The following is a 24,409-nucleotide window of genomic DNA, read 5'->3' as shown; positions in this document are numbered from 1 at the left end:
AAACAAAAACGCCGCCTTAAAAAGGCGGCGTTTTCATTTTCAATTTAAAGAGCTTTACGCTTGTGCGGCCTGACGTGCAGCCGTACGCGCTTCAACGCGAGCACGGATTGCATCAACATCCGCACGTGGCGTCGCCGCGAACAGCTTCTTGGTGTAGTCATGCTGCGGGTTGTTGAACACATCGTCACGCGAACCGTATTCGACAACTTCACCGAAATACATCACCATCACATCGTCCGCAATGTAACGAACCACCGACAGATCATGGCTGATGAACACGTAAGTCAGGCCAAACTCTTCCTGAAGATCAGCAAGAATATTAAGCACCTGTGCCTGCACAGAAAGATCGAGTGCCGAAACTGGCTCATCCAGAATGAGCAGCTTCGGATTGAGCATCAATGCACGTGCAATGGCGATACGCTGACGCTGACCACCCGAAAACATGTGCGGGTAACGATTGAAATGCTCTTTGCCAAGGCCAACCTTTTGCAGCATTTCCATCGATTTTTCACGACGTTCGGCAGCCGACATATTGGTGTTGAGCAGCAAAGGCTCAGCCAGCACATCACCGATCTTCTGGCGCGGATTGAGCGAGCCATAGGGGTTCTGAAACACAATCTGCACCTTCTGGCGCATTTCAGGTGTCAGGCCGTCACGGGCAATGTTCACATCCTTGCCGCCGATCATCAGATCGCCAGATGTTTGTGGGTCGATCATGGTCAGGATACGGGCAAGTGTAGACTTGCCGCAGCCTGATTCACCGACGATTGCCAGCGTCTTGCCCTTTTCAAGCTTGAAGCTCACGCCTTTAACAGCATGAACAACCTTCGGCTTGCCAAAAAGACCGCCACCAACATGGTAATCGCGCTTGATGTCGCGCGCTTCGAGAACAATCTCGCTCATCACGCTTCTCCTGCGGCATTGGTGTTAAATACAAAATCGGAAACCGTCGGCAGACGATCACCCGTCGCATTTTCCGGCAGAGCCGAAAGCAGCGCGCGCGTATAAGGATGCTTAGGCTCGGTGAACAACGACAACACGTCGGAGTCTTCCATCTTATGCCCCTTATACTGCACGATCACACGATCCGCAGTTTCAGCAACAACGCCCATATCATGAGTGATCATGATGAGGCCCATGCCGTGTTCGACCTGAAGACGCATCAGCAGATCAAGAATCTGCTTCTGGATCGTCACATCAAGCGCCGTTGTCGGCTCATCGGCAATCAACAGCTTTGGATTACACGCAATCGCAATCGCGATCATCACGCGCTGGCACTGACCACCCGACATCTGATGCGGGAAGCTCGACAAGCGTTCAGCTGCATCACGAATACCCACCAGTTCAAGCAGCTCAATGGCGCGTGCACGGCTTGCAGACCCCTTAAGCCCCAGATGGCGCTTTAGCACTTCCTCAAGCTGATAACCAACCGTGAAACACGGATTGAGGCTTGCAACAGGCTCCTGAAAGATCATCGAAATATCACGTCCGATAATCTTGCGGCGTTCCTTGTCCGACATGCCTTTGAGGTCGCGGCCTTCAAACGTCATGCTGTCGGCAGTCACCGTCGCAGTTTTAGGCAGAAGACCCATAACCGCAAGCATACCAACCGATTTACCAGAACCGGACTCGCCAACAATCGCCAGCACTTCGCCCTTATCGACCGAAATATCAATACCATCGACCGCCTTGAATGGGCCAGTCGAGGTATCAAACGAAACCGTAAGGTTCTTGATTTCAAGCAAAGCCATCGATCAGCTCCTCTTCAGTTTCGGATCAAGCGCATCGCGCAGACCATCGCCGACCAGATTGATCGCAAGAACAGTAATCAGGATAGCAAGGCCAGGGAAAGTAACAATCCACCACGCGCTCAGAATGAACTCACGTGCTTCCGCGAGCATCGTGCCCCATTCCGGTGTCGGCGGTTGTGCACCCATACCAAGGAAGCCAAGTGCCGCAACGTCGAGAATAGCGTTCGAAAACGACATCGTCGCCTGAACAACCAGCGGCGCAAGGCAGTTTGGCAGAATTGTCTTGAACATCAAACGGAACTTGCTCGCACCTGCGAGCCTTGAGGCCGTTACATATTCACGCTCTTTTTCTGCCATAACTGCCGCACGCGTCAGACGCGAAAAGTGCGGAAGCAGAACCAGCGTAATCGCAAGCACCGCGTTGATCAGGCCGGGTCCGAGAATAGCCACCAGAACCAGAGCCAGCAGCAGCGAAGGGAAAGCCAGAATAACGTCCATGATACGCATGAAAACCGTATCAATGCCGCCACCAAAATAGCCCGAAACAACGCCGATCGTGATGCCAAGGCACATCGAGATAATAACGATGACAAAGCCCACGAGCAGCGAGTATTGCGCGCCATAGATCAGACGGGACAGAATATCACGGCCAACCGCATCCGTTCCCAGAAGGAACTGTGTGCTGCCGCCCTGCTCCCAGAACGGAGGCACCTTCACGAACTCACGATATTGTTCGACCGGATTATGCGGCGCAATCAACGGTGCAAAAACTGCCACCAGAATGATTGCGAGAAATACAAAAAGACCGATCACAGCGCCACGATTGACGCTGAAATAGAACCAGAAATCTTTCAAAGCCCGGAGTTTCCCGACTTCTTTTGTCGCCTCCGGCTGAATAGCTGCCGGCTGATTTGTTGGGTGTGTCATGATACCCTCACTTGTGCCGGATACGCGGATTGATCAGCCCGTAAAGCAGATCAACGATCAGATTAACGACCATGATAATGAACGCAATGATCAGCAATCCGCTCTGGACGACCGGATAGTCGCGTCGCGAAATCGAATCGAGCATCCACTTACCAATGCCCGGCCACGAGAAGATGGTCTCGGTCAGGATCGCACCGGCCATCAACACACCGACCTGAAGGCCGATTGTTGTGATGACAGGGATCATCGCATTGCGCAGCGCATGAAGACCAATGACGCGACGAAGTGGCAGGCCCTTGGCGCGTGCCGTGCGGACATAATCCTCACCAAGCACTTCCAGCATCGCCGAACGTGTCTGACGCGCAATAACCGCAAGCGGAATCGTCGCAAGAACGATCGTCGGCAGGATCAAATGCGATACGGCAGACGTGAACGCACCTTTTTGACCAGACAGAAGACTGTCAATCAGCATGAAACCTGTTACCGGCGGGAAGTAGTAAAGCAGCGAGATACGGCCTGAAACAGGCGTCAGCTGTAAAACACCCGAGAAGAGAATGATCAGCAGCAAAGCCCACCAGAAAATCGGCATTGAATAGCCGACCAGTGAAATGCCCATCAATCCCTGATCAAACCACGAACCGCGCTTTACAGCAGCGATGACACCTGCCGGGATGCCGACAAGAATAGCCAGAATGATTGCACAGAATGCCAGTTCGACCGTTGCCGGGAACAGCGCAAAAAATTCATCGATAACTGGCTTTTTCGTCACCAGCGACTGACCGAAATCACCATGCAGGAGATTACCGACATAATGGAGATACTGCTCCCACAATGGCCGGTCAAATCCGAGCTGAGCCAGCAATTGCGCATGACGCTCAGGACTGACGCCGCGCTCGCCCGCCATCAGAAGAACTGGATCTCCCGGCAGCACACGTACGAAAGCGAAAGCAACAATCGTGATGCCGATGAAAGTCGGTATCAGATATAGAAGTTTGTTAAATATGAAACGAAACATACAAAAACTCCGACCGGGTGCGGAGGAAACCTCCACACCCGGCCGCTGGTGTTGTCAGGATTTTACTCTGTGATATCGACTTCTTCGAAGCGATAATCACCAAGCGGGCTCTGCTTAAAGCCGGTAACCTTGGCTGACATCGGCACGAATACAGTCGAATGCGCGATTGTGTTCCAAGGGGCCTGCTCCTTGAAGATCACCTGAGCGTCTTCATAAAGCTTCACGCGTTCATCGTGACTTGTCGAAACCTTGGCCTTCTGGATCAGGTCTTCGAACGGCTGGTAGCACCACTGAGCGCGGTTGTTCGAGCCAACGCCTGCGCAGCCCAGAAGCGTGCCGAGGAAGTTGTCCGGATCACCATTGTCACCGGTCCAGCCGAGGATAACAGCGCCATCACGGTCTTTTTCGCCGGACTTCTTGAGGTATTCACCCCATTCCATCGAAACGATTTCCGCATCAACGCCAACCTTGGCAAAATCGGCCTGCATCAGTTCAGCAGTACGACGTGCGTTTGGCATGTAAGGACGGCTGACAGGCATTGCCCACAGCTTCATCTTCAGATCCTTGACGCCAGCAGCTTCGAGAGCCTTCTTAGCGGCTTCCGGATCGTACTTGTCGTCTTCGATCTTGTCGTTGTAGCTCCACATTGTCGGTGGAATTGGGTTCTTGGCAACCTGCCCCTGACCTTCATAAACACCATCAACGATTGCCTGCTTGTTGACAGCCTGATTGAGTGCCTTACGCACTTCTGGCTTATCAAATGGAGCAACAGTGGTGTTGTAAGCGAAGTAAGCGACGTTCAGGCCAGCCTGCTCATCAACCTTAAGGTTCGAATCGCCCTGAAGACCCTTAATGTCGGCTGGTGCCGGATAAGACATCAGGTGGCATTCGCCGGCCTTGAGCTTCTGTGCACGAACAGCAGGGTCAGTGGTGATTGCGAAAACGAGATCGTCGATCTTCGGCTTTGCACCCCAGTAATCCGGGTTAGCCTTGAAGCGAACGACTGCGTCTTTCTGATAAGCGACAAACTGGAAAGGACCAGTGCCAACGGGGAACTGGTTGAGATCGCTCTGCTTGCCATCGGCTGCGAGCTTATCTGTGTATTCCTTCGAAATAATCGACGCAAAAGGCATCGAGATATTTGCGAGGAAAGCAGCTTCCGGACGGGTCAGAATGAACTTGACGGTGTTGTCGTCAATCTTCTGAATTTCCTTGATCAGCGAACCCATTTCCATGGAATCGAAATATTCGTACGAAACGCCGGACGTATATTCGTGCCAAGGATTTTCCTTGTTGCCCATACGGTCGAACGAGAAGATCACGTCATCAGCGTTGAAATTGCGGGTTGGCGTGAAATTGTCGCTCGAGTGGAACTTGACGCCTTCGCGAAGCTTAAAGGTATATTCCTTACCATCGTCCGAAACAGTCCAGCTTTCTGCCAGGCCTGGAACAACTTCAGTTGTGCCATTTTCAAACTCTGCAAGGCGGTTATAGACCGGATGCGCCGACGCATCAAACGTGTCACCACCAGTGTAGGCAGCAGGATCGAAGCCTTCAGGCGAAGCTGGCGAGCAATAGACAAAGGTCTTTGCCGATGCTGCGCCGCTCATCAGAGCGACAACTGCCGTTGCCGCCAGAAGTGTTTTATAAAATTTCATTTAGTGCCCGCCTCCACGGAAATATTATTGCGCGCACCCTAAGCACGCAAGTGGCGCTTATCGAAACGTGTACAACCCCACAATGCAAGCGATAATTTTAGAATCTTGTCGCATTCTCAACCGATTTTAGCCAAATAAATTAGATTCATATTTCTTAAGCATACCGCTTTTTAGAAAATTGCGCTAAGCGGAGCTGATTTATAATATTTATTCGCCTCGTGGGAGGCGTGATTTGTGAACACACAAACGCCAACAGCATCACATAAGTTTGCCACCAACAGACCAGAATTTCCACAAGTCAATTAGCGCCTAAATTTCCTTACCGCGAAACATAACGAAGAGGGCCATCTGGATGCGGGCGGATACCCCCAGAGCCAAACCACGATAATTTGATTAGCAATCTACCGGGGTCTGCCAATATAGGATGAGATGAGACATAAGTGCTCAATAAATTTAATAATAAATTATATTCAAATATTAGAGCTTTTAAATTAAGGTTTTTCGACAGTGCTATAAATCTAAAACTGTTCAAAATGGGCTCCATCGGGTCCGATTTTATCCATTTCACCCGGTCCAAGGTGCACATTTTACGAGTTTACGGCTTTTTTTGCACTATTCTCGAACGGATTATCACCCCAGCTACGAGGCAGAACATGAGATAGAACGCTTATAATTTTGGGACAAATCTCTATAATTTTTTTGTCTATTAATATAAGCAACGGCTTTTCAATTTCGTCATATAGTATTATTTTCGGAACGTCAGCCATATAAAATTGCTGGCAACTTTGTTAACCATATGCAGTCTTACGGGGGTATGACCGCGAATGACCATAGATAATAAATTTATTGATTTAGTAGACAATGCAGACCAGGTCGCTGATTTCTTATCAGCACTAGCTAATAATAAGAGGCTGCTAATTTTATGCAAACTATTACATAATGAAATGTCGGTAGGCGCTCTGGCAAAAGCTATTGACCTCAGTCAGTCAGCGCTTTCTCAGCACCTCGCGAAGTTACGTGCTCTCAATCTCGTATCGACGCGCCGCGATGCACAAACGATTTATTACATCGTTTCGTCACCGCATATCGAACTGATGTTGTCGACGCTATCGAGTCTCTATATGAGTCCATCTCCGCGCCGACGCGAAATGGCAGCTGTGCTACATCAATAATTACAATCTCATGAGGCATAAGTCGTGCGATGAAGGAAACACAAGCCGGATCGCACGACTTTGTCGTCGAGATAACTGACGTCGATGATGCAAGGCTCGCAGCCTATAAAAACATCCGGGAAAAAGATCTGGTCGGTCGCCAACAGCGTTTTATCGCTGAAGGTAAGGTCGTACTCAATGTTCTCTTTTCAGAATCTGCGCGCTTTGACACAGAATCCCTTCTTATTCTCGAAAACCGTCTGAATGGCCTACAGGATCAGCTTGCACAACTGCCAGCGGGCGTAGAGGTCTATTCCGTACCGCAAGCCGTCATTGACGAGGTGGCAGGATTTCATGTCCATCGCGGCATTCTTGCAGTCGGGCGTCGTAAGCCACAACCCGAACTGAAGGATATGGTCAGTCAGTTGCCCGAAACTGCGCTCGTCGTCGTTTTGTGCGGCATTTCCAACCACGATAATGTCGGATCGATCTTCCGCAATGCAGCTGCTTTTGAAGCCGATTGCGTTTTAATGGACGAGACCTGCTGCGATCCCCTATACCGAAAAGCCATACGCGTTTCGGTTGGCGCGACATTGAAGGTTCCATATTTTCACGGCACTAACATCGAAATGATTGTGGCGACGCTACAGGACGCCAAATTCAATATATTGGCGCTCAGCCCTTCATCAGCGTTGAATATCTATCAGGCACCAAGCAACAATCGTCAGGCGCTGTTATTAGGCACTGAAGGCGAAGGGCTTCCATCGCATCTTTTGCGGCAGCTCACGGGCGCGCGCATTCCCATGTCATCACAATTTGACAGCCTTAACGTGGCGACGGCTTCAGGAATTGCCCTCTCCCGCTTCAGCAAATTTAACTGAGCATAAAAAAGCCTCCCGCAAGTGCCGGAGGCTTTTTTATGCTGTTTTAAAAATTGCTCTTAGGCTGCAGAAGCGCTGGCAGCACCAGTAACAAGGCGACGAAGCATTTCCTCGGCGCGTGGTTCACGCTCCGAACGCGCGATGAACCCACCACCAAATACCCGTGCGGTATTGCTATCGTCCGAATAAAGTACGCAAGCCTGTCCGGGTGCAATGCCGCTTTCACCGTCAACCAGTTCTACCCATGTCTTGCCATCTGCATGATGCAGAACAGCAGGGCGTGGTGGACGTGTCGAGCGGACCTTGGCGAACACTTCCATGCCGCCTTCTGGCAGCGCATCAAGTGCTTGGTCGCCGAGCCAGTTCACGTCACGCAGAAACACCTTGTGTGTTTCGAGCGCTTCGCGTGGACCAACAATGACCCGCGTACTGGCAGCATCAAGATGCACCACATAAAGCGGGTCACCCGTAGCAACACCGATGCCGCGGCGCTGACCAACGGTATAGTGTACAATGCCGTCATGACGTCCAAGCACACGACCATCGATATGAACAATATCGCCCGGTGTTGCCGCTTCTGGCTTCAGCTTGGAAATGATGTCGGTATATTTACCCTGCGGAACAAAACAGATGTCCTGACTGTCCTGCTTCTTCGCAACAGTCAGACCCATTTCTTCAGCAATCTCACGCACACGGGCCTTTGGCAGATGGCCAAGAGGGAAGCGCAGATAATCAACCTGATCCTGCGTGGTTGCGAACAGAAAGTAGCTCTGATCGCGATCAGAATCTTCCGGACGGAACATCGCACGGTGTTCGCCATTCAAACCGCTGCGGATATAATGGCCCGTTGCCAACGCATCCGCACCAAGCTCACGCGCGGTCTGCAAAAGATCGGCAAACTTGACCGTCTGGTTACACGACACGCAAGGAATCGGTGTTTCACCGCTGACATAGGAATTTGCAAACGTATCGATCACAGCTTCGCGGAAACGCGCTTCATAATCGAGAACGTAATGAGGAATGCCGAGACTTTCCGAAACGCGACGGGCATCTTCAATGTCCTGACCGGCACAGCATGAACCAGCGCGATGCACAGCCGCGCCATGATCATAAAGCTGTAGCGTTACGCCAACAACATCATAGCCTTCACGTTTGAGGATGCCGGCCACAACAGAAGAATCGACGCCACCCGACATGGCGACGACAACGCGCGTGTCTTCCGGCTTTCCCGGCAGATCGAGGCTGTTCAGGCTCATGATTGAATCCAGCTTCCGGGCATAGGCCCTGCTTCTCAAAGTTTAGATTTGCGCCCTATATAGGTCACATGATGGGCATTTGCCAAGATGTCGCAGCAAAAACATCGCTTATTTTGCAGCAATTACGCCACAATTTCGCGTGAGACTTTAAGAAAAATTACCCGCGATCCGGGTTTTTTTATGACTTTCTCGCCAAATAAGGCATTTTTTTGCAAGTGTTACCAGATAGTTACCGGCAGTTTAGGTAAATATTAAAAGCTATAGGGGTAGTCTCAGTCTCGATTAGGTCCTTGAGTGTTGTGTAGAGAGTACAATGGCCGATCTGACAAGACCGCGTATAAAGTATGTTATCGGTCCCGATGGCAGTCCGCTGACCATCGCTGACCTCCCCCCCGCCTCGACAAGGCGCTGGGTCATCCGCCGTAAGGCTGAAGTCGTCGCCGCTGTTCGCGGTGGGCTTCTCAGCCTTGAGGAGGCATGCCAGCGTTATACATTGACGGTGGAGGAATTTCTGGGCTGGCAATCCTCAATCGACGAGCATGGTCTCGCCGGTCTCAGGACGACCCGCATCCAGCAATATCGACACTAAGCTCTTGCTGTTTCTTTGAAACGGGAAGATCAAAATCAAACCTCGGCCGGTTCACTGGCCGGGGTTTTTCTTTTGGTCGACGCGACTATATGAGCTTGAAAGATATATGCTCTCGAAGGGTAGGTTCATGGCTGGGAATATAGAGATCAAAAAGAGCGACGCCGCTAATAGCGGTCGCTATGTCGTCAACATTGATGGCGATGAAGCGGAGATGACCTATACGAAACGAAGTCCGACGCTCATTTCAATCGATCACACATTCGTGCCCGATTCGATGCGCGGCAAAGGCGTTGCGCAGGCGCTTGCACTCCACGCTGTTGAAGACGCGCGCAAAACGGGCTGGAAGATCATTCCAATATGCAGCTTCATGCAGGCGCAAGTGAAGCGCCATACGGATTGGGCCGATGTTGTTGCGGAAGGCTAGAGCGCACCCCGAAAAGTGTGAAACGATTCTTGGAACAAACGCGCTCTAACACTTAGCGCAGGTCGCGGATGCGGCTTGCAAGGCTTTTGGGGCGAGAGGTGCTGTTCTCTGCTTTTTCAGCTTCAAGCAGATTGTTGATTGGCGAAGCAGCACCTTCTTTGTCGGCTGTAGCGGCGACCATTTTTGCTGCCAGAACGGCCATTTCTTCGCGCAATGCGGCATTCTCTTTCAGAATATCTGCCGGTGCGGCTGTCGCTGATGCTCCATTACGCGCATGACGTTCAAGCCGCTCCTGCGCATCAGAAAAATCAGCAATCAGTTTATCGAGCTTCTGCTGCAATTCTGTATTGCGGCGTTTTTCGCTTTTCAGTTCAGTCTGTGCGGCAGTCAATTGCGTCGAAACCTCGTTATAGCGTGCAGATGCATCTTTTCGTTCCCGACGCATTTCGCTCATCTCATTTGCCAAACGACCATAATCGGCCTCTTTGGCGCTAACCTCTATACGCAGCGTATCGGTTAGTTCTTCAAGAGATGAAAGGTGTTTTTGCAGTCGCTGCACTTCGGCTTCAACAATTTCTGCTTCTTCAGCCGCATTATCACGTTCAATGGTGATCTCTGCTATTTGCTTTTCGCGCGCGATAAGCGTTTCGCGAAGCTCAACCATGTCAGATTCAAGCGCCGCAAAACGCTTGAGTTCATCGTGTTGCTGACCGACCTGAATAAGTTGTTGGGCTGATTTTTCGCGTTCCAGCTTAAGCTGCTGCTCCAGCTTGCTGGCGATAACCGCATGTTCTGCACGTAAGCCATCACGGTCCGCGCGAATTTCTGCAAGAGTGACTGGGAGTTCAGCATGAATTTGCCGTCGTGCCAAAAAGAATGCGCGACGCCAGACGGAGGGTCCAAGCAGAACCACGACGAAAACCGCCACAAGAACGCCAAGTATGAAAATAAGCGCTGACTGGATCACGGCTTTTCACATCAGGGCGCATCTCGAAATTGTGAAACGGTTTTCGGGATACGCGTTTAAAAGACAGGAGCCGCCAGCCATATGGATAACTGGCGGCTGTTCATGATAAGAATCAGAAGGGATTCCATGTCGGCGCACCCGACAATTTCAGATAACCAATATTGACACCCAACCGCGCACCAACGCCTGTGCGGATCGGCACCAGCATGATGTTCTGACGCTTGAGTACGTTGAAACCAACGCCTGCGATAACATAAGCTGAACCAGCGACACCGGCATAACGACCGTACAGGCTCTGGATGTCGTCGAGGTTATAGACGAGCATCATAACGCGCGAGCCTTGTCCGCCGAAATCCCAGCCGAGCGACGGGCCCTGCCAGAATGTGCGGTGATCGCCCGCATTCTTTGTGTAAAGCGTGCCTTCTCCATAGGTCAGGCCGCCAATGAAAGCGCCGGAGCCTTCTTCACCTAGAATGTAGCCATTGGGCAGGCCAAAGCTCTGGAAGGCTTTTTCAACGGCGCTGGCAATGCCGCCCGATGTAGAACCAAAAAATCTGTGTCCGGAATCAACAATTTCCTGAGACGAATATGTGTTGCTGCTCTGTGCCAGCGCATTGTGCGGCACCGCGATGATGGAGATCATGAAAGCCGCAATAAACGCTAAACTATACGCCGCGTTGCGGAACCTGATCTGCGACAGGGACGGTATGGCCATTTATAAATTCCTTTTGCCTACCAGCTTCTCTGTCTGACGCCCTGTTAAAAGCCTTGGCATACGTCTCTTATGAACGCTTTCGCCGAATCGCGCTTATTCTAACCGCTAAATTCTTGTCTAAATCTTTATGCGCTGAAATTGGCTTTAGAATGGCAGAAAAAACAGCTTTCTTGCGGCAACCCAATGTGGCGTGTATCCAGATTCTTAAGGTTCCCGATGATGATTCGTCGGGATTTATGCTCATCAACTGATTGCCGCCTGACATCGGACTAAAAGTCGATCATCAGAGACGGTCCGCGCCTGGAGAAACCACCATGCCATTGCCTGTTACCCTGTCCGCACTCGATCTTGGTGCGCTTTTGTGCAGCCGTATCTGTCATGACATCATTTCGCCGGTAGGCGCGATCAACAATGGTCTTGAACTGCTGGAAGAAGGCGGCGCGGATGAAGACGCGATGGCGCTCATTAAGTCGAGCGCGCGCAATGCCTCTGCCCGACTTCAGTTCGCCCGCATCGCATTTGGTGCTGCCGGTTCCGCAGGCGTACAAATCGACACCGGCGATGCGCAGCATGTCGCCACACAATATTTCGCGAATGAAAAGCCGGAACTGACATGGGAAGGCGCACGCGTCCTGCTGCCAAAAAACAAGGTCAAGCTGCTGCTCAACATGCTGCTGATCGGAAACGCAGCTATTCCGCGTGGTGGCTCGCTGGCAGTGCGTCTTGAAAACGGTGATACCGACCCGCGTTTCGTCATTACGGTAAAGGGCCGTATGCTGCGCGTTCCGCCAAAGTTCCTTGAACTTCATTCGGGTGGAGAACCGGAAGAGCCAATCGATGCGCATTCGGTTCAGCCATATTATACGCTGTTGCTCGCTGAAGAAGCAGGCATGACGATATCTATTCACGCCACAGCAGAAGATATCGTTTTCTCTGCCGAATAAATGGCAACTGTTTATGAAAAGCGCAGGGTCAAACCTGCGCTTTTTTGTTTAATGCAGCTAAAAGAAAAGGCCCCGCTAAAGCGGGGCCTTATTCATTTCAGCCTTGATAAAGCGCTTATGCGATTTCGCGCAGCTCTGTGCCATCTGGCTCGCGCAGCACATAGCCACGGCCCCAGACGGTTTCGATGAAGCTCTGGCTACCGGAAACGGCATCCAGCTTCTTACGCAGCTTGCAGATAAATACGTCGATGATCTTCAGCTCAGGCTCGTCCATACCGCCATAAAGGTGGTTGAGGAACATTTCCTTAGTGAGCGTCGTGCCCTTACGGAGCGAGAGCAGCTCGAGCATCTGATATTCTTTGCCGGTCAGATGAACGCGCTGACCACCAACTTCGACGGTCTTTGCGTCGAGGTTAACAATCAGATCGCCAGTGGTGATGACCGACTGGGCATGGCCCTTGGAACGACGAACAATCGCATGAATACGGGCAATCAGCTCGTCCTTATGGAACGGCTTCGTCATGTAATCGTCTGCACCGAAGCCGAGACCACGAACCTTGTCCTCAATGCCAGCCATGCCGGAGAGGATGAGGATTGGCGTCTTAACCTTCGAAAGGCGCAGAGTACGCAGAACTTCATAACCGGACATGTCCGGCAAGTTCAGGTCGAGCAGAATGATGTCATAATCATAAAGCTTGCCGAGATCGATGCCTTCTTCACCCAGATCGGTGGTGTAAACATTGAAGCTCTCGGACTTAAGCATCAGTTCAATGCTTTGTGCGATAGCACTGTCGTCTTCAATCAAAAGGACGCGCATACTTATCCCCTTTCCGCCGCTGACCAGTTTTCCCTCACGGCAGCTGACGGAAATGTCGTTGCCTTAGTATGAAGGTGCCTGCAAATGGTTAACAAAATATGATTCTGGTTGGCAAGCCTATTTCTTTAACTATTAGAAAAAAAGCGCATCCACCTGAATCATAAGCAATTTTCTCGTCCACTCGATACTCATAAACCACATTAAGAAAATCTCTTAAGTGATTCAATTGACTCTAGCTTTCACCTGTTACTCAAAAAGCACACCGTATTTACCGAGCCTTAATTCCTAACGCGTATGATTAACGTTGCAGGTAAAGAAATGGTTACCAAAAGGGCGGAATATTAACTTTTCGTTTCGCTAAAATTAACCACTCTTAACACTGTCCGCTTAGCGAAAGCCCTGAAAAGCAAAGCTTTGCAATGGTTTAGGCGGCATATTGCGGGAAAACGGCTCCCTTATATGCCTGTTAATAAAGTCGGGGGGAACGCCCCAACGTGTAGAAAGCTGGTTGGTGTTCAAGGAGTATTGCGTATGAAGCCACGTGAAAGCCTCGTCAGGCTGAAATTGTTCCAGGTGAAGGAAAAGCGCCGTCAGCTGGGTCAACTGGACCTGATGATGGGTGAGTTCGAACGGATGGCCGGAGAACTCGACGCCCAGATTCTATCGGAAGAGAAGAAGGCAGGCATCACTGACATCAATCATTTCGCTTATCCGACCTTTGCGAAAGCTGCACGCCAGCGTCGCGACAATCTGTTTGGTTCGATTCGCGATCTGATGCAGCAGAAAGAAGCCGCCGAAGCTGAACTCGTTGTCGCCGAAGCGGATCTTGCGAAAGCAGAAGCGCTGGAAGAGCGCGACGGCGTCAAAGCACCGCGCGAAATCGTTGAGCGCCCGCTCAACCAGCGTCGCGCGATGATCGGCTAAAACAGTCGATTTTTATTGAAAAAGGCACGGTATCCGAGAGGACGCCGGGCCTTTTCTATTTTTAAAGCGTCAGCAGATAGTCCTCGAAACGCTGGCCTTTCTGATGACGGAATACTTGTCCATCGCTCACAATGTTGGTGATGCGATCAAGTCGGAAGTTGCGGAAATCATTGCGATTTTCACACCAGCCGGTCAGTAGCCACACGGCATCAAACATTGTCAGCCCAAGCGGCCTAACGCTGCGTTCGGTGACTTTGTCTCGGAGATCCAGATATTCGATTTTTACGATGACGCGATCTCGCACTGCCCGCCTCAGAAATGATAGATGCAGATTGGCCTTGCTGTGTTCCTCAGTCATTTTTGACACAGCTCTGAGCGGAAGATTTTTATATCGATCCCCTGCACCCGACTGCATCGTAGCGCTGAGCTTCCCCGATACACGCTGCGCTGCGGCGGATAATTCTTCATCACCCCTTGCCACCACCAGCCTGACACCAAGCATAATCGCTTCAAGCTCATCGGCATCGAAATGCAGCGGCGGCAGAAAATACCCTTTTTCGAGCTGATACCCTAAGCCCGACTCGCCTCTGATCGGCGCACCCATAGCCTGCAAAGTCACCATATCGCGATAAATCGTGCGAGGCGAAACCTCCATGATCTCCGCAAGCACCTCCGCCGAAACAGGCCCGGACGCGGAACGAAGCCTATCAAGCAAAGAAAAAAGTCGCAGAGTTTTCATAGGAAAGGTCTATACCACATCCCTGACAAAAACTGTCAGGGGGAAGATGTATTTGCGACACTCCAGATGAAAAGGAGTACCTCATGTCTATCCCTTACTACGAAATCGTCGTTTACAAAATCAACGATGCCCTAAGTGCCGACAAAGAACGCGACAGCGCAGTTAAACTCATCAGCGCACTGCCCGGTTTTCTCTCATGGGTTCCATTCACCGGAGCCAATGATGCTGAGGATCGTGCCGATCTTGTTGCATGGGCCTCACTAGATCATGCACTCGACGCAGCAAAGCGCGTTGGCACAGCGCCCGAATTTGCAACTTTCAAGGCAACCCTGAAACAAATGGTATCGATAGGCCATTACACAGCACCGGCAAAGCCACAACTTCCTGCCACATCAGGCAAGGGCATCGAGATTGGCCGCTTTCGCTTGAAATCTGGCGCAAGCGAACAAGCCATGCGCGAAGCCTATGCCGCGATGATAAGTAAGCACCTCTCGCATCAGCCGGGCTGGCAAAGACAGCATCTGGTTAAACTTGCAGACGGCACTTTCGTTGATCTTGCCTTTGCCGAGAACGAAACAACCGCCACCGAAATCTGCGCAAGCTGGCAAGGCAACTCAGACTGTGACGCATTTCTGGCACTGATTGAGCCAATCAGCATGGAGTTCGGCACGATCCTCTGACCCGATCATGCCGCGTGATGCGCTTATCTCGCGGCATATGCTAATTCACGTTTGCATTCCTGCTACAGCTAGTAGTAGGAATTGCGCGCGATGCAGAAACCCGTCCTCCCCGGGCAAGAAAAGGCCCGCGATAGATTCACGATCAGCCACAAACCAAAGCCAGTCCAATGGGGCTTGCTGTTGGTCGCGTCTGCGATTTTCATCTATATCGGCGAGCGACTTGGGCTACCAGCCGCATTCCTCTTGGGAGCGATGCTCGGCGCGATTGTTCTGGCATCACGCGAAAGCGCGATTAAGGTTCACACCCATTTCTCACTGCTCGCACAGGCAATCGTTGGCTTGCTTATCGCGCGTGCCATGACGCAGGAATTTTTCAGCAATATGGGGCAGCATCTGCCGATCATCCTGCTGTCGACCGGCTTCACGCTACTCGCCAGCACGACGGTCGGCTATCTTCTCGCAAGGTTTCGCGTTTTACCGGGAACAACTGCCGTCTGGGGCGTCTCACCGGGAGCGGCCACGGCAATCGTCCTGATGGCCGAATCTTTCGGTGCAGACGCTCGACTGATCGCCTTCATGCAATATCTGCGTGTTGTTCTCGTTGCGACCGCTGCCTCGCTCGTCGTGATGTTTACCACAGACATTCAAATAGCTGCTCCAGCGGCCATAGAATGGTTTCCAGCGATAAACTGGCACACACTTGGCCCAACACTCGCTTTGATCGTCTGCGGTGCTTATCTCGGCCAATTATCACGCATTCCAACAGGCGCCATGCTTGTGCCGCTCGCTTTGGGCGCATTGCTGCAAGATATTGGTCTGATGACCATCGATCTGCCGCCATGGTTGCTGGCAGGCAGCTATATTTTCATCGGCTGGCGCATTGGTCTTGGCTTTACGCGTGGCATCATTGCACATGCGGCCCGCGCCTTTCCGGCAGTGCTTGGATCAACGCTCATTCTGATTGCCGTCTGCGGATTATTTGGCATGGCGCTCGGCCATGTGCTCGGTCTTGATCCCCTCACCGCTTATCTCGCCACAAGTCCCGGCGGCGCCGACACGGTGGCGATTATCGCAGCATCAAGCCATGTCGATCTGCCATTCATCATCGCGATGCAAACGAGCCGCTTTTTCATCGTGCTGCTCGCTGGTCCGGCAATCGCCCGTTTCGTCGCCTCACGTATCGCGAAACGGCAACAATAAAAAACCCGGCTTTCGCCGGGCTTTTCTCAATCAATGATTATCAGGCTTATTTGCCGTGGAAACCACGGATCGCGCCGATAATCTTGTCCTGATCTTCTTCCGAAAGATACGGATGCATTGGCAGGCTCAGAATGCGTGCAGGCAACGCTTCCGAAACAGGCAAACCACCCGGCGCAATCGGATAATGCTTGTAAGCCGTCTGCTGATGCAAAGGCTTCACGTAGTAGATAACCGATGGAACACCAGCCGCCTGAAGATGTGCCTTCAGACCATCGCGGTTTTCGCTTTCGATCGAATACTGCGCCCAGGCCGAACGATTGCCAGCAGGCAAACCCGGAACCTTGACCACATCCTTGAGCAATTCATTGTAGCGCTTGGCAATACGGTCACGCGCTTCCATTTCGTCTTCAAGGATCGCCAGCTTCTCCAGAAGAATAGCCGCCTGAATAGTATCGAGACGCGAGTTAAGACCAATGCGAACATTGTCATACTGCGTTTCGCCCTTGCCGTGGAAAAGCACAGAGCGTAGCGTGTCAGCAAGTTCAGCATCATTGGTGAACATTGCACCGCCATCGCCATAGCAGCCAAGCGGCTTGGCCGGATAGAAACTTGTCGCACCAACATGGCCGAAAGCGCCACACATGACATTGTCACGCTTGCCACCAACCGACTGCGCCGCATCTTCAATGATGAACAGACCTTCGCGCTCCGCAATCGCAGTGATGCGGTTGTAGTCAGCAGCAAGCCCGAACAGGTCGACAGGGATAATCGCCTTTGGCTCAAGGCGACCTTCCTTGCGGATAGCCGCAATCGCCGCTTCAAGCTGCTCAACATTCATGTTGTAGCTGTCGGCATCGACATCAACGAACACTGGCTCTGCACCAACAAGCGCAACAACTTCAGCTGTCGCAGCAAAGGTGAACGACGGCACGAATACCGCATGGCCCGGACCAATGCCGCGCGCCATCAAAGGCATCTGCAAAGCATCAGTACCGTTGGCACAGGCAATCACATGCTCAACGCCCAGATATTCACCGAGCTTTTTTTCGAACTCCGCAACTTCAGGACCGAGAATATAACGACCTTCCGCAACAACCTTGGTAACGGCGGCATTGAGACGGTCTTCGATACGCGCGCGTTGCGCTCCAAGATCAATGAACTGCATGTTGGCTCCAATTTATCTGGTCCGCCCCATCAGAAGCGAATCCGCGACAATTCTCTTATTCCTTCACGCCCCTCCCTGCCATGGGGGGAGCGTTCAAAGTTTTGCGAATTTCGTAACACCAGTTGACAGAAATTTCTGTCAAAAGCTGGTTATCTGGAATGATTGACCGAACCTTCGGTCAGAATACGCAAGACATTAATTGCTTCCTGCCCATCGGTACGCGGCGTTTCGCGCGTTTCGATGCAATGCAGGAAATGCTGCAATTCGCGTGTCAGAGGCATGCCTTCTTCGACAGCCACATATTCTGGCTCGACCGATTTGAAAGCCCACTGATCATTCTCGCGCCATACTTCATGCTTGTAGAATGCAAGCTTGCGATCCCAAGGCTCAGCATCGTCAAAGACCAACATGCCCTTGGTTCCGGTCACGCTCAAACGACGCTCACGGTAGGAGTTCAAACGCGATGCAAATAGGTGCCCGCGAATACCGCTTGGGAATTCGAGATGCACATGCGCAAAGTCGCTGATCTTGTCGATAACCGCAGTACCTTCACCACGAACAGCTGAAGGCTCTTCGCCAGTGATCGCGAGAATCATCGACAGATCGTGCGGAGCAAGATCCCACAGCGCATCAAATTTGTCATGGAACTTACCGAAACCGACACGGTGCGAATGTACATAGCGGACATCGCCGATGTCGCCGTCTTTCACCATGTCCAGCAGCTTCTCAAAAGCTGGATGGAAACGCAGAATATGCCCAACCATGAACACGCGATTGTTTTCGCGCGCAGCAGCGACTTCTGCCTCGGCATCGGCGACTTCAAGCGCAATTGGCTTTTCAACCAGAACGTCTTTGCCGTTCTTGACCGCTTCTATCGCATATCGCGCATGAAACTGCGCAGGCAACGCCATGACGATGCCGTCAATATCGGGATGGGTAAAGAGTTCATCAACCGGAATATTCGGAACACCAAATTCAGAAGCGAATCGTTCCGCATTCTGTGGGTTCGCATCAGAAACACCATGAAGGACACCGAGCCCCTTCAAGGTACGAATATGATTGCCGCCCCAATAGCCACAACCCAAAACCGCAATACGAGGTGCCATATAACTATGCCTTTGCTTTCCGATAGTTACTTATCTACGCAAAACGTGGAAAACAAGACGAAAGCTATGCTAAGAGTGCTTGACAGGGTCCCATTACCCACATATACCGCCGCCATTCCTTGTGAAAACATTCGCTTGAGACGCTGGAAACGGTGTAGAATGTGTTTTGCAAATGGTATGGCGGAGTAGCTCAGTAGGTTAGAGCAGAGGAATCATAATCCTTGTGTCGGCGGTTCGAATCCGTCCTTCGCTACCAACACCCCTCCCAACGAACTCTTGCCGCTTCGGGCAAAATTTCCTCTCAACAAAACAATAGAACTATTATAACCCTCAGCGAAAACTAGAGCATGTCGCCCAAAAGTGGGAACCGGTTTTGGGATAAAGACATGCGTAAAAACACATAGATAATGCGTATCGATTGAATACGAATAAGTTGCGACACGCATTAAGAGTTGGTGGTATGATATTTCTAGATCTCGCTTTTCTGGTGCTTCATCTGGTTTCGGTTGTGACCGGCGTAGCTGCAGGCATCCTCTGGATGCGGTCCGCAGGCGTTGATGTTCCTGCGATTAAACCGTCGAAAAAACTGCGCAAAGATGATGGCTCATTGTCTGGCGAGTGGGTCAACCAAGTCGCGTCAAACCTCGATTCGCATCACAAGGGCTGGGTAAAGGCAACGCAGTATAATAAAGCCGCAGCAACTGCTGCTGCTATTGCTGCTTTAGCGCAGGCCGCAGTCTACGTCCTAAACATCGTTCAGAATCTTATGTCGCTATAAATTGCCGCTCAGATATGCCAAGCTCGTCTTCGCAGACAAATCAACATAGCGGGGCAAAAATGAAATCATTGATCCTACTCATCACATGGATTTTCGGCGTCGCGTGTGGCCTGTCACTGGCAAGCTGGTTGATGGCAAACGAACGCATCGGCGACGCAATCGTAATGCTCTACACGTCCAGCATCTTCGCTGTCGTGGCGTTCATTGTTCTTATTTATCTCGTTGCACGCCATGCGTTGAATAACAAACGTCACAGGTGATACTTTGCGACTACAGATGATTAATTGCTATGACCTCTTTGATTAACCAGCCTCACCCATCCATCGATAAAGCTTCCATTAAACAGCTGGTCGACACATTTTATGGTCGTGCGCGCGAGGATGAATTGCTCGGCCCAATCTTCGCAAAAGCCGTCGCTGACTGGGATCATCATCTCGCACAAATCGCGGAGTTCTGGTCATCTGTCATTCTTAAGACTGGCACTTATGAAGGACGCCCCATGCCGCCACATTTGCGGTTGGGTTTGCAAGGCGATCATTTTGACCGCTGGCTGGCGCTGTTTGAGCAAACAGCGCGTGAAGTCTTCCCGCCTGAGGGAGCCGTCATTTTCATCGACCGTGCGCGGCGGATCGCTGATAGTTTCGAGATGGCGATAGCCACACATGGCGGAACGTTTGCAACGCCTCGCCATTCACGCAAGCCATTATAAAAAATGCCCGCCGCTTTGTTTGAGCGGCGGGCGTTTTAATTTTATGCGGCAGGCTTGGTCTTTTCTGCCAAAAGCTGCTTCTCATGGCGAAGCAACATACCGAACAGATCACGTGGCTCATCTGGATCCGCCAAAAGATCAAGCTGTACGTAGAAACCCGTGTCTTTCAGCTTGTCGCGAACATAACGCAGCGCCGAAAAATCTTCCGTCGCAAAGCCAACTGAATCGAACAGCGTGATCTGGCGCGCATCGGTGCGGCCTTCAATTTCGCCAGTAATCACTTCCCAGAGTTCCTTGACCGGATAATCCTCTGGCAATTGCTGGATTTCGCCTTCAATGCGCGTCTGCGGTGGATATTCGACAAAAATATCCGAGCGACGCAGAATATCACCATGGAGCTCGGTCTTGCCGGGGCAGTCACCACCAACTGCGTTGATATGCACGCCCGCGCCAACCATGTTGTCGGTCAGGATTGTTGCGTTGAGCTTATCAGCGGTAACGGTCGTGATGATATCTGCACCCTCAACCACTTCCTCAACGTCTTTGCAGATCACAATTTCAATGCCTGAACCTGCAAGATTACGCGCGCATTTTTCGGAAGCGCTGCGGTCAATATCGAAAAGACGCAGCTTATCGATACCGAGAATTGCCTTGAACGCTAAGGCCTGAAACTCGCTCTGCGCGCCATTACCAATGATCGCCATGGTGCGTGCATTCTTTGGTGCAAGATGCTTGGCTGCAACGGCCGAAGTTGCTGCCGTGCGAAGCGCTGTCAGGATGGTCATTTCAGTCAACAGCATCGGATAGCCATTGCCGACATCTGACAAAACGCCAAAAGCCGTCACGGTCTGCAAACCATCACGCGTGTTCTTCGGGTGACCGTTCACATATTTGAAGCCGTAAAGTGTGCCGTCGCTTGTCGGCATCAGTTCAATCACGCCTTCATCGGAGTGTGATGCAACGCGTGGCGTCTTGTCAAAGCTTTCCCAACGACGGAAATCTTCTTCAACATAATCAGCAAGTTCCTTGAGAAAGGTCTCTACGCCGACAGACAAAACCAGCTTCATCATGTGATCAACACTGACGAAAGGCACGATATTGAGGTTCGGTTGGGTCATTCTAGCTCCTTACCATTCGGCGGCAAACTCTATTGGCTCGCCAGCCACGAATGCGGTTTCTGAAATCAATAATTGATGGTTGGGCGGTCCATGACACTGCGACCCAGAAGGCTCGCCATCAGGTCAACCATGACGGTTGCTGTGCGTCCGCGCTCATCGAGGAACGGGTTGAGTTCAACCAGATCCAGACTTGTCACCAACCCACTATCATGCAGCATTTCCATAATGAGATGCGCTTCGCGGAACGTCGCGCCACCCGGCACAGTCGTGCCAACAGCAGGTGCAATCGCCGGATCAAGGAAATCAACATCAAGGCTGACATGCAGCAGACCGTTTTCGCTTTTCACGCGATCAAGGAAACGGCGAAGAAGTGCCGCAACGCCATGCTCGTCGATCAAACGCATATCGAAAACCGAAACCTTGGTCTTCTGAATGGCTTCGCGTTCTGCAGGATCAACACTACGAATACCCATCATGCAAACATTCTTGGGATCAACGGCGGCGGCAAGATCAGGGAAGTAACCTTCAAATCCTTTCTGGCCAGTATAATACGCAACCGGCGTGCCATGCAGGTTTCCGCTCGTGGTGGTTTCCAGCGTATGGAAATCCGTATGCGCATCAAGCCAAAGCACAAATTGCGTACGGCCTTTTTCGGCAGCACGGCGCGCGATACCCGGAACAGTTCCTGCTGCAAGCAAATGATCGCCGCCGAGGAAAATCGGAAAACCTTCTTCGCTTTCGCGATAAGCAGCTTCGCTGATCGCTTCTATCCATGCAACTGCATGTGGGAGCGCTTTGAGCGCCTTGTTCGGATGATCGAACGCGCGCTGTTCTGCTGGGACCAGATTGCCGAGATCCGTGTATTCGTGGCCGAGTTCTTCAATGGCTTTCGCAATACCGGCAGCGCGATAACCGTCGGGGCCCATGTTGCAGCCCAACCGTCCAGTGCCTTCCTGAACAGGCAATCCCAATATCTTGCAATGCATAAAGTAGGAATCCTTCTTTTTTCTATCTGAAATTCACCATTTAAGCTTGGCGATGTGAAGCAACCGGATTGGCAATTTTAACGGTTTGGTTTATCAGAATGTCGGATTGGCTTTTCAAAATGGAGAAAACATGGACGATCTGGATGAAAAGCTCATCACGCTTTTACGTCATAATGGCCGCCGCAGCATTTCCGATGTCGCTATTGATCTGGGCGTTTCACGCGCCACGGTTCGCGCGCGAATGGAAAAGCTGGAGCAGTCTGGTGACATTATCGGCTATACGGTGATCCTGCGCTCCGACGCTGTTGATCTTCCCGTTCGCGGTATCATGATGATCGAAATCGAAGGCCATGTGGCCGACCGCGTGGTGAAATCACTTGGTGGCTTCTCGGAAATTTCCGCCATCCACACCACCAATGGTCGTTTTGATCTGGTTGTGGAATTGGGCGCTGCAACGTTGGCGGATTTCGATGCCGTTTTGCGTCGTATCCGGCTGGTGCCGGGGATCAAGGCCAGCGAAACCAATCTTTTGTTGGCGACACCGCGCTCGACGCGCGCGAGACTTTGAAAATAAAAAGCCCGGCAATTCGCCGGGCTTTTTATTTTATGAATAAATGTCTGAGTTAAAAAGCGGCAGACCGTGGCGAAAATAGTGATCTTCGAGTACCGAAGCGGAGTGTACTTTTAGTACATGAGCATCGGAACGCAGACAAATTGCCATTTGCAGACCGGCATGGCGGCTTTTTTCACTTCTATTAGGCGAGGACTGGATAATCCGTATATCCCTTAGCACCACCGCCATACATATTCTGCTGATCCAGCTCATTGAGCGGAGCATTGTCCTTTAAGCGGCGCACAAGATCAGGGTTCGAGATGAACGGCTTGCCAAAGGCAACCACATCAGCGCGACCGCTTTCGATTTCCTGTTCAGCCAGTTCGCGATCATAGCCATTATTGACCATCCAGGCAGCTTCACCACCGGCATCGCGATAAACCTGCTTAAGGCGCGCATAATCGAATGGTTGCGGACCCTGCTGGAAATCGCGTGGACCGCCGGTCGCACCTTCGATGATGTGAATATAGGCAAGACCGTAAGAGGCAAGCTTTTCGAGCACATAGTCAAACAGCGGCTGTGGATCGGAATCCGATGCGTCATTGGCAGGCGTTACTGGCGAAAGACGAATGCCAACCTTGCCCGGCGCAACCGACTTGGTGATTGCGTCGACCACTTCAAACAGGAAGCGTGCGCGGTTTTCGATGGAGCCGCCATATTCGTCGGTACGGTGATTGCTGTCCGAACGCAGGAACTGGTCGATCAGATAGCCGTTTGCAGCGTGGATTTCGACACCGTCAAAACCAGCCACTTCAACCGCATCCTTTGCAGCCTTGGCATAGGTCGCAACGATTTCTGGAAGCTCGCTCTTTTCAAGCGCGCGTGGCTCTGAGGTTGGTGCAAATTCGCCAGTGCCGTCAGGATGCACGAGATAGGTCTTCGACTTGGCCGTGATGGCCGAAGGCGCTACCGGCTTGCCGCCATTTGGCTGCAGGCTGTCGTGCGAAATACGACCCACATGCCACATCTGCACGACGATCTTGCCGCCTGCGCTGTGAACAGCGTCCGTGACGCGCTTCCAGCCTGCAAGCTGCTCGTCCGAATAAAGGCCCGGCACATCCGCATAGCCCTGCCCCTGATGGCTGATCGGCGTTGCCTCGGTGATGATGAGACCAGCACTTGCGCGCTGTTCATAATAGGTGACGTTGAGGTCGTTTGGCACAGCGCGGGGCGAGCGATTGCGCGTCAGCGGTGCCATAACGATACGGTTGGCAAGTTTGAGATCGCCGACGGTAACGGGATCGAACAATGTGGCCATAGATACATTTCCTTCAAGTGGGAACGATTGGGCAAATG

The 24,409-nt window shown here is 51.7% G+C and carries 27 protein-coding genes and 1 tRNA gene; 13 read left to right on the top strand and 15 right to left on the bottom strand.

Annotation, left to right across the window (positions count from 1 at the left end):
• Positions 1-54: 54 nt before the first annotated feature.
• The 5 genes from J2782_RS00720 to J2782_RS00700 form a co-directional block, all read right to left on the bottom strand.
• Positions 55-903: a dipeptide ABC transporter ATP-binding protein gene (locus J2782_RS00720; RefSeq protein ID WP_310009704.1), complete on the bottom strand. Its 849-nt coding sequence runs from the start codon at positions 901-903 to the stop codon at positions 55-57.
• Positions 903-1,751, bottom strand: a complete 849-nt coding sequence (locus J2782_RS00715) for an ABC transporter ATP-binding protein (protein ID WP_310009703.1) — start codon at positions 1,749-1,751, stop codon at positions 903-905. The genes J2782_RS00720 and J2782_RS00715 overlap by 1 nt, the downstream gene beginning before the upstream one ends.
• A gap of 3 nt (positions 1,752-1,754) precedes the next feature.
• Positions 1,755-2,678 (bottom strand): ABC transporter permease subunit, encoded by a 924-nt coding sequence (locus tag J2782_RS00710; protein WP_310009702.1) that lies wholly within the window; start codon positions 2,676-2,678, stop codon positions 1,755-1,757.
• 7 nt (positions 2,679-2,685) lie between these two features.
• Positions 2,686-3,693 (bottom strand): ABC transporter permease subunit, encoded by a 1,008-nt coding sequence (locus J2782_RS00705; protein WP_310009701.1) that lies wholly within the window; start codon positions 3,691-3,693, stop codon positions 2,686-2,688.
• Positions 3,694-3,755: 62 nt separating this feature from the next.
• Positions 3,756-5,351, bottom strand: coding sequence for an ABC transporter substrate-binding protein (locus J2782_RS00700; protein WP_310009700.1), 1,596 nt, complete (start codon positions 5,349-5,351; stop codon positions 3,756-3,758).
• Between the two features lie 824 nt (positions 5,352-6,175).
• Here J2782_RS00700 and J2782_RS00695 point away from each other — a divergent pair.
• Positions 6,176-6,523: an ArsR/SmtB family transcription factor gene (locus tag J2782_RS00695; RefSeq protein WP_310009699.1), complete on the top strand. Its 348-nt coding sequence runs from the start codon at positions 6,176-6,178 to the stop codon at positions 6,521-6,523.
• A 29-nt stretch (positions 6,524-6,552) separates the two neighbouring features.
• Entirely contained in the window at positions 6,553-7,383 is an 831-nt protein-coding gene (locus J2782_RS00690) for a TrmH family RNA methyltransferase (protein ID WP_310009698.1), read from the top strand.
• Positions 7,384-7,442: 59 nt separating this feature from the next.
• Here J2782_RS00690 and mnmA read toward each other — a convergent pair whose 3' ends face one another.
• Complete coding sequence (gene mnmA, locus J2782_RS00685) at positions 7,443-8,639, bottom strand: tRNA 2-thiouridine(34) synthase MnmA (protein WP_310009697.1); 1,197 nt, start codon at positions 8,637-8,639, stop codon at positions 7,443-7,445.
• 313 nt (positions 8,640-8,952) lie between these two features.
• On the opposite strand from mnmA, the gene sciP reads away from it, so the two are divergent.
• Entirely contained in the window at positions 8,953-9,228 is a 276-nt protein-coding gene (gene sciP, locus J2782_RS00680; RefSeq protein ID WP_250038723.1) for a CtrA inhibitor SciP, read from the top strand.
• Positions 9,229-9,355: 127 nt separating this feature from the next.
• On the top strand, positions 9,356-9,652 hold the full coding sequence (locus tag J2782_RS00675; protein WP_310009696.1) for a GNAT family N-acetyltransferase: 297 nt from the start codon (positions 9,356-9,358) through the stop codon (positions 9,650-9,652).
• Between the two features lie 52 nt (positions 9,653-9,704).
• On the opposite strand, the gene J2782_RS00670 is transcribed toward J2782_RS00675, so the two are convergent.
• Positions 9,705-10,595, bottom strand: coding sequence for a coiled-coil domain-containing protein (locus J2782_RS00670; protein WP_310011021.1), 891 nt, complete (start codon positions 10,593-10,595; stop codon positions 9,705-9,707).
• A 136-nt stretch (positions 10,596-10,731) separates the two neighbouring features.
• Positions 10,732-11,334: a DUF1134 domain-containing protein gene (locus tag J2782_RS00665; RefSeq protein WP_310009695.1), complete on the bottom strand. Its 603-nt coding sequence runs from the start codon at positions 11,332-11,334 to the stop codon at positions 10,732-10,734.
• 314 nt (positions 11,335-11,648) lie between these two features.
• Here J2782_RS00665 and chpT point away from each other — a divergent pair, with 314 nt between their 5' ends.
• Positions 11,649-12,278 (top strand): histidine phosphotransferase ChpT, encoded by a 630-nt coding sequence (gene chpT / locus J2782_RS00660; protein WP_310009694.1) that lies wholly within the window; start codon positions 11,649-11,651, stop codon positions 12,276-12,278.
• Positions 12,279-12,393: 115 nt separating this feature from the next.
• Here the strand turns inward: chpT and ctrA are convergent, their stop codons facing one another.
• Positions 12,394-13,095 carry a response regulator transcription factor CtrA gene (gene ctrA, locus J2782_RS00655; protein ID WP_250038719.1) on the bottom strand — a complete coding sequence of 234 codons (702 nt, stop codon included), beginning with the start codon at positions 13,093-13,095 and terminating at the stop codon, positions 12,394-12,396.
• 531 nt (positions 13,096-13,626) lie between these two features.
• Between ctrA and J2782_RS00650 the strand changes: the two genes are divergently transcribed.
• Positions 13,627-14,019 carry a flagellar export protein FliJ gene (locus tag J2782_RS00650; RefSeq protein ID WP_250038718.1) on the top strand — a complete coding sequence of 131 codons (393 nt, stop codon included), beginning with the start codon at positions 13,627-13,629 and terminating at the stop codon, positions 14,017-14,019.
• Positions 14,020-14,080: 61 nt separating this feature from the next.
• On the opposite strand, the gene J2782_RS00645 is transcribed toward J2782_RS00650, so the two are convergent.
• Complete coding sequence (locus tag J2782_RS00645; protein WP_310009693.1) at positions 14,081-14,758, bottom strand: helix-turn-helix transcriptional regulator; 678 nt, start codon at positions 14,756-14,758, stop codon at positions 14,081-14,083.
• 83 nt (positions 14,759-14,841) lie between these two features.
• Between J2782_RS00645 and J2782_RS00640 the strand changes: the two genes are divergently transcribed.
• Positions 14,842-15,438: a hypothetical protein gene (locus tag J2782_RS00640; RefSeq protein WP_310009692.1), complete on the top strand. Its 597-nt coding sequence runs from the start codon at positions 14,842-14,844 to the stop codon at positions 15,436-15,438.
• A 90-nt stretch (positions 15,439-15,528) separates the two neighbouring features.
• Positions 15,529-16,638, top strand: a complete 1,110-nt coding sequence (locus J2782_RS00635) for an AbrB family transcriptional regulator (protein ID WP_310009690.1) — start codon at positions 15,529-15,531, stop codon at positions 16,636-16,638.
• Positions 16,639-16,684: 46 nt separating this feature from the next.
• On the opposite strand, the gene J2782_RS00630 is transcribed toward J2782_RS00635, so the two are convergent.
• Together J2782_RS00630 and J2782_RS00625 are read right to left on the bottom strand one after the other, a co-directional pair.
• The gene (locus J2782_RS00630) at positions 16,685-17,803 is read right to left on the bottom strand and encodes a DegT/DnrJ/EryC1/StrS family aminotransferase (protein ID WP_310009689.1); all 1,119 of its coding nucleotides are present in this window, start codon (positions 17,801-17,803) and stop codon (positions 16,685-16,687) included.
• A 149-nt stretch (positions 17,804-17,952) separates the two neighbouring features.
• The gene (locus J2782_RS00625; protein ID WP_310009687.1) at positions 17,953-18,909 is read right to left on the bottom strand and encodes a Gfo/Idh/MocA family protein; all 957 of its coding nucleotides are present in this window, start codon (positions 18,907-18,909) and stop codon (positions 17,953-17,955) included.
• Between the two features lie 179 nt (positions 18,910-19,088).
• On the opposite strand from J2782_RS00625, the gene J2782_RS00620 reads away from it, so the two are divergent.
• The 4 genes from J2782_RS00620 (at position 19,089) to J2782_RS00605 (ending at position 20,396) form a co-directional block, all read left to right on the top strand.
• Positions 19,089-19,165 (top strand) — tRNA-Met (locus tag J2782_RS00620).
• A gap of 204 nt (positions 19,166-19,369) precedes the next feature.
• The gene (locus J2782_RS00615) at positions 19,370-19,687 is read left to right on the top strand and encodes a hypothetical protein (RefSeq protein ID WP_310009686.1); all 318 of its coding nucleotides are present in this window, start codon (positions 19,370-19,372) and stop codon (positions 19,685-19,687) included.
• Positions 19,688-19,746: 59 nt separating this feature from the next.
• Positions 19,747-19,947 (top strand): hypothetical protein, encoded by a 201-nt coding sequence (locus tag J2782_RS00610; protein ID WP_310009685.1) that lies wholly within the window; start codon positions 19,747-19,749, stop codon positions 19,945-19,947.
• 29 nt (positions 19,948-19,976) lie between these two features.
• Positions 19,977-20,396, top strand: a complete 420-nt coding sequence (locus tag J2782_RS00605; protein ID WP_310009684.1) for a group III truncated hemoglobin — start codon at positions 19,977-19,979, stop codon at positions 20,394-20,396.
• Positions 20,397-20,437: 41 nt separating this feature from the next.
• On the opposite strand, the gene J2782_RS00600 is transcribed toward J2782_RS00605, so the two are convergent.
• Both J2782_RS00600 and rocF read right to left on the bottom strand, forming a co-directional pair.
• The gene (locus J2782_RS00600) at positions 20,438-21,514 is read right to left on the bottom strand and encodes an ornithine cyclodeaminase (protein WP_310009683.1); all 1,077 of its coding nucleotides are present in this window, start codon (positions 21,512-21,514) and stop codon (positions 20,438-20,440) included.
• Between the two features lie 65 nt (positions 21,515-21,579).
• The gene (rocF, locus tag J2782_RS00595) at positions 21,580-22,500 is read right to left on the bottom strand and encodes an arginase (RefSeq protein ID WP_310009682.1); all 921 of its coding nucleotides are present in this window, start codon (positions 22,498-22,500) and stop codon (positions 21,580-21,582) included.
• 130 nt (positions 22,501-22,630) lie between these two features.
• On the opposite strand from rocF, the gene J2782_RS00590 reads away from it, so the two are divergent.
• On the top strand, positions 22,631-23,068 hold the full coding sequence (locus tag J2782_RS00590) for an Lrp/AsnC family transcriptional regulator (RefSeq protein ID WP_250038707.1): 438 nt from the start codon (positions 22,631-22,633) through the stop codon (positions 23,066-23,068).
• A gap of 187 nt (positions 23,069-23,255) precedes the next feature.
• Here the strand turns inward: J2782_RS00590 and J2782_RS00585 are convergent, their stop codons facing one another.
• Positions 23,256-24,371 carry an alkene reductase gene (locus J2782_RS00585; protein ID WP_310009681.1) on the bottom strand — a complete coding sequence of 372 codons (1,116 nt, stop codon included), beginning with the start codon at positions 24,369-24,371 and terminating at the stop codon, positions 23,256-23,258.
• Positions 24,372-24,409 lie beyond the last annotated feature (38 nt).

The organism is Brucella pseudogrignonensis, from assembly GCF_031454375.1.
GTDB classification, from domain to species: Bacteria; Pseudomonadota; Alphaproteobacteria; order Rhizobiales; family Rhizobiaceae; genus Brucella; species Brucella pseudogrignonensis_A.
Note: the sequence above shows the minus strand (reverse complement) of the source record. Positions and strands in the feature narration are given on the sequence as shown.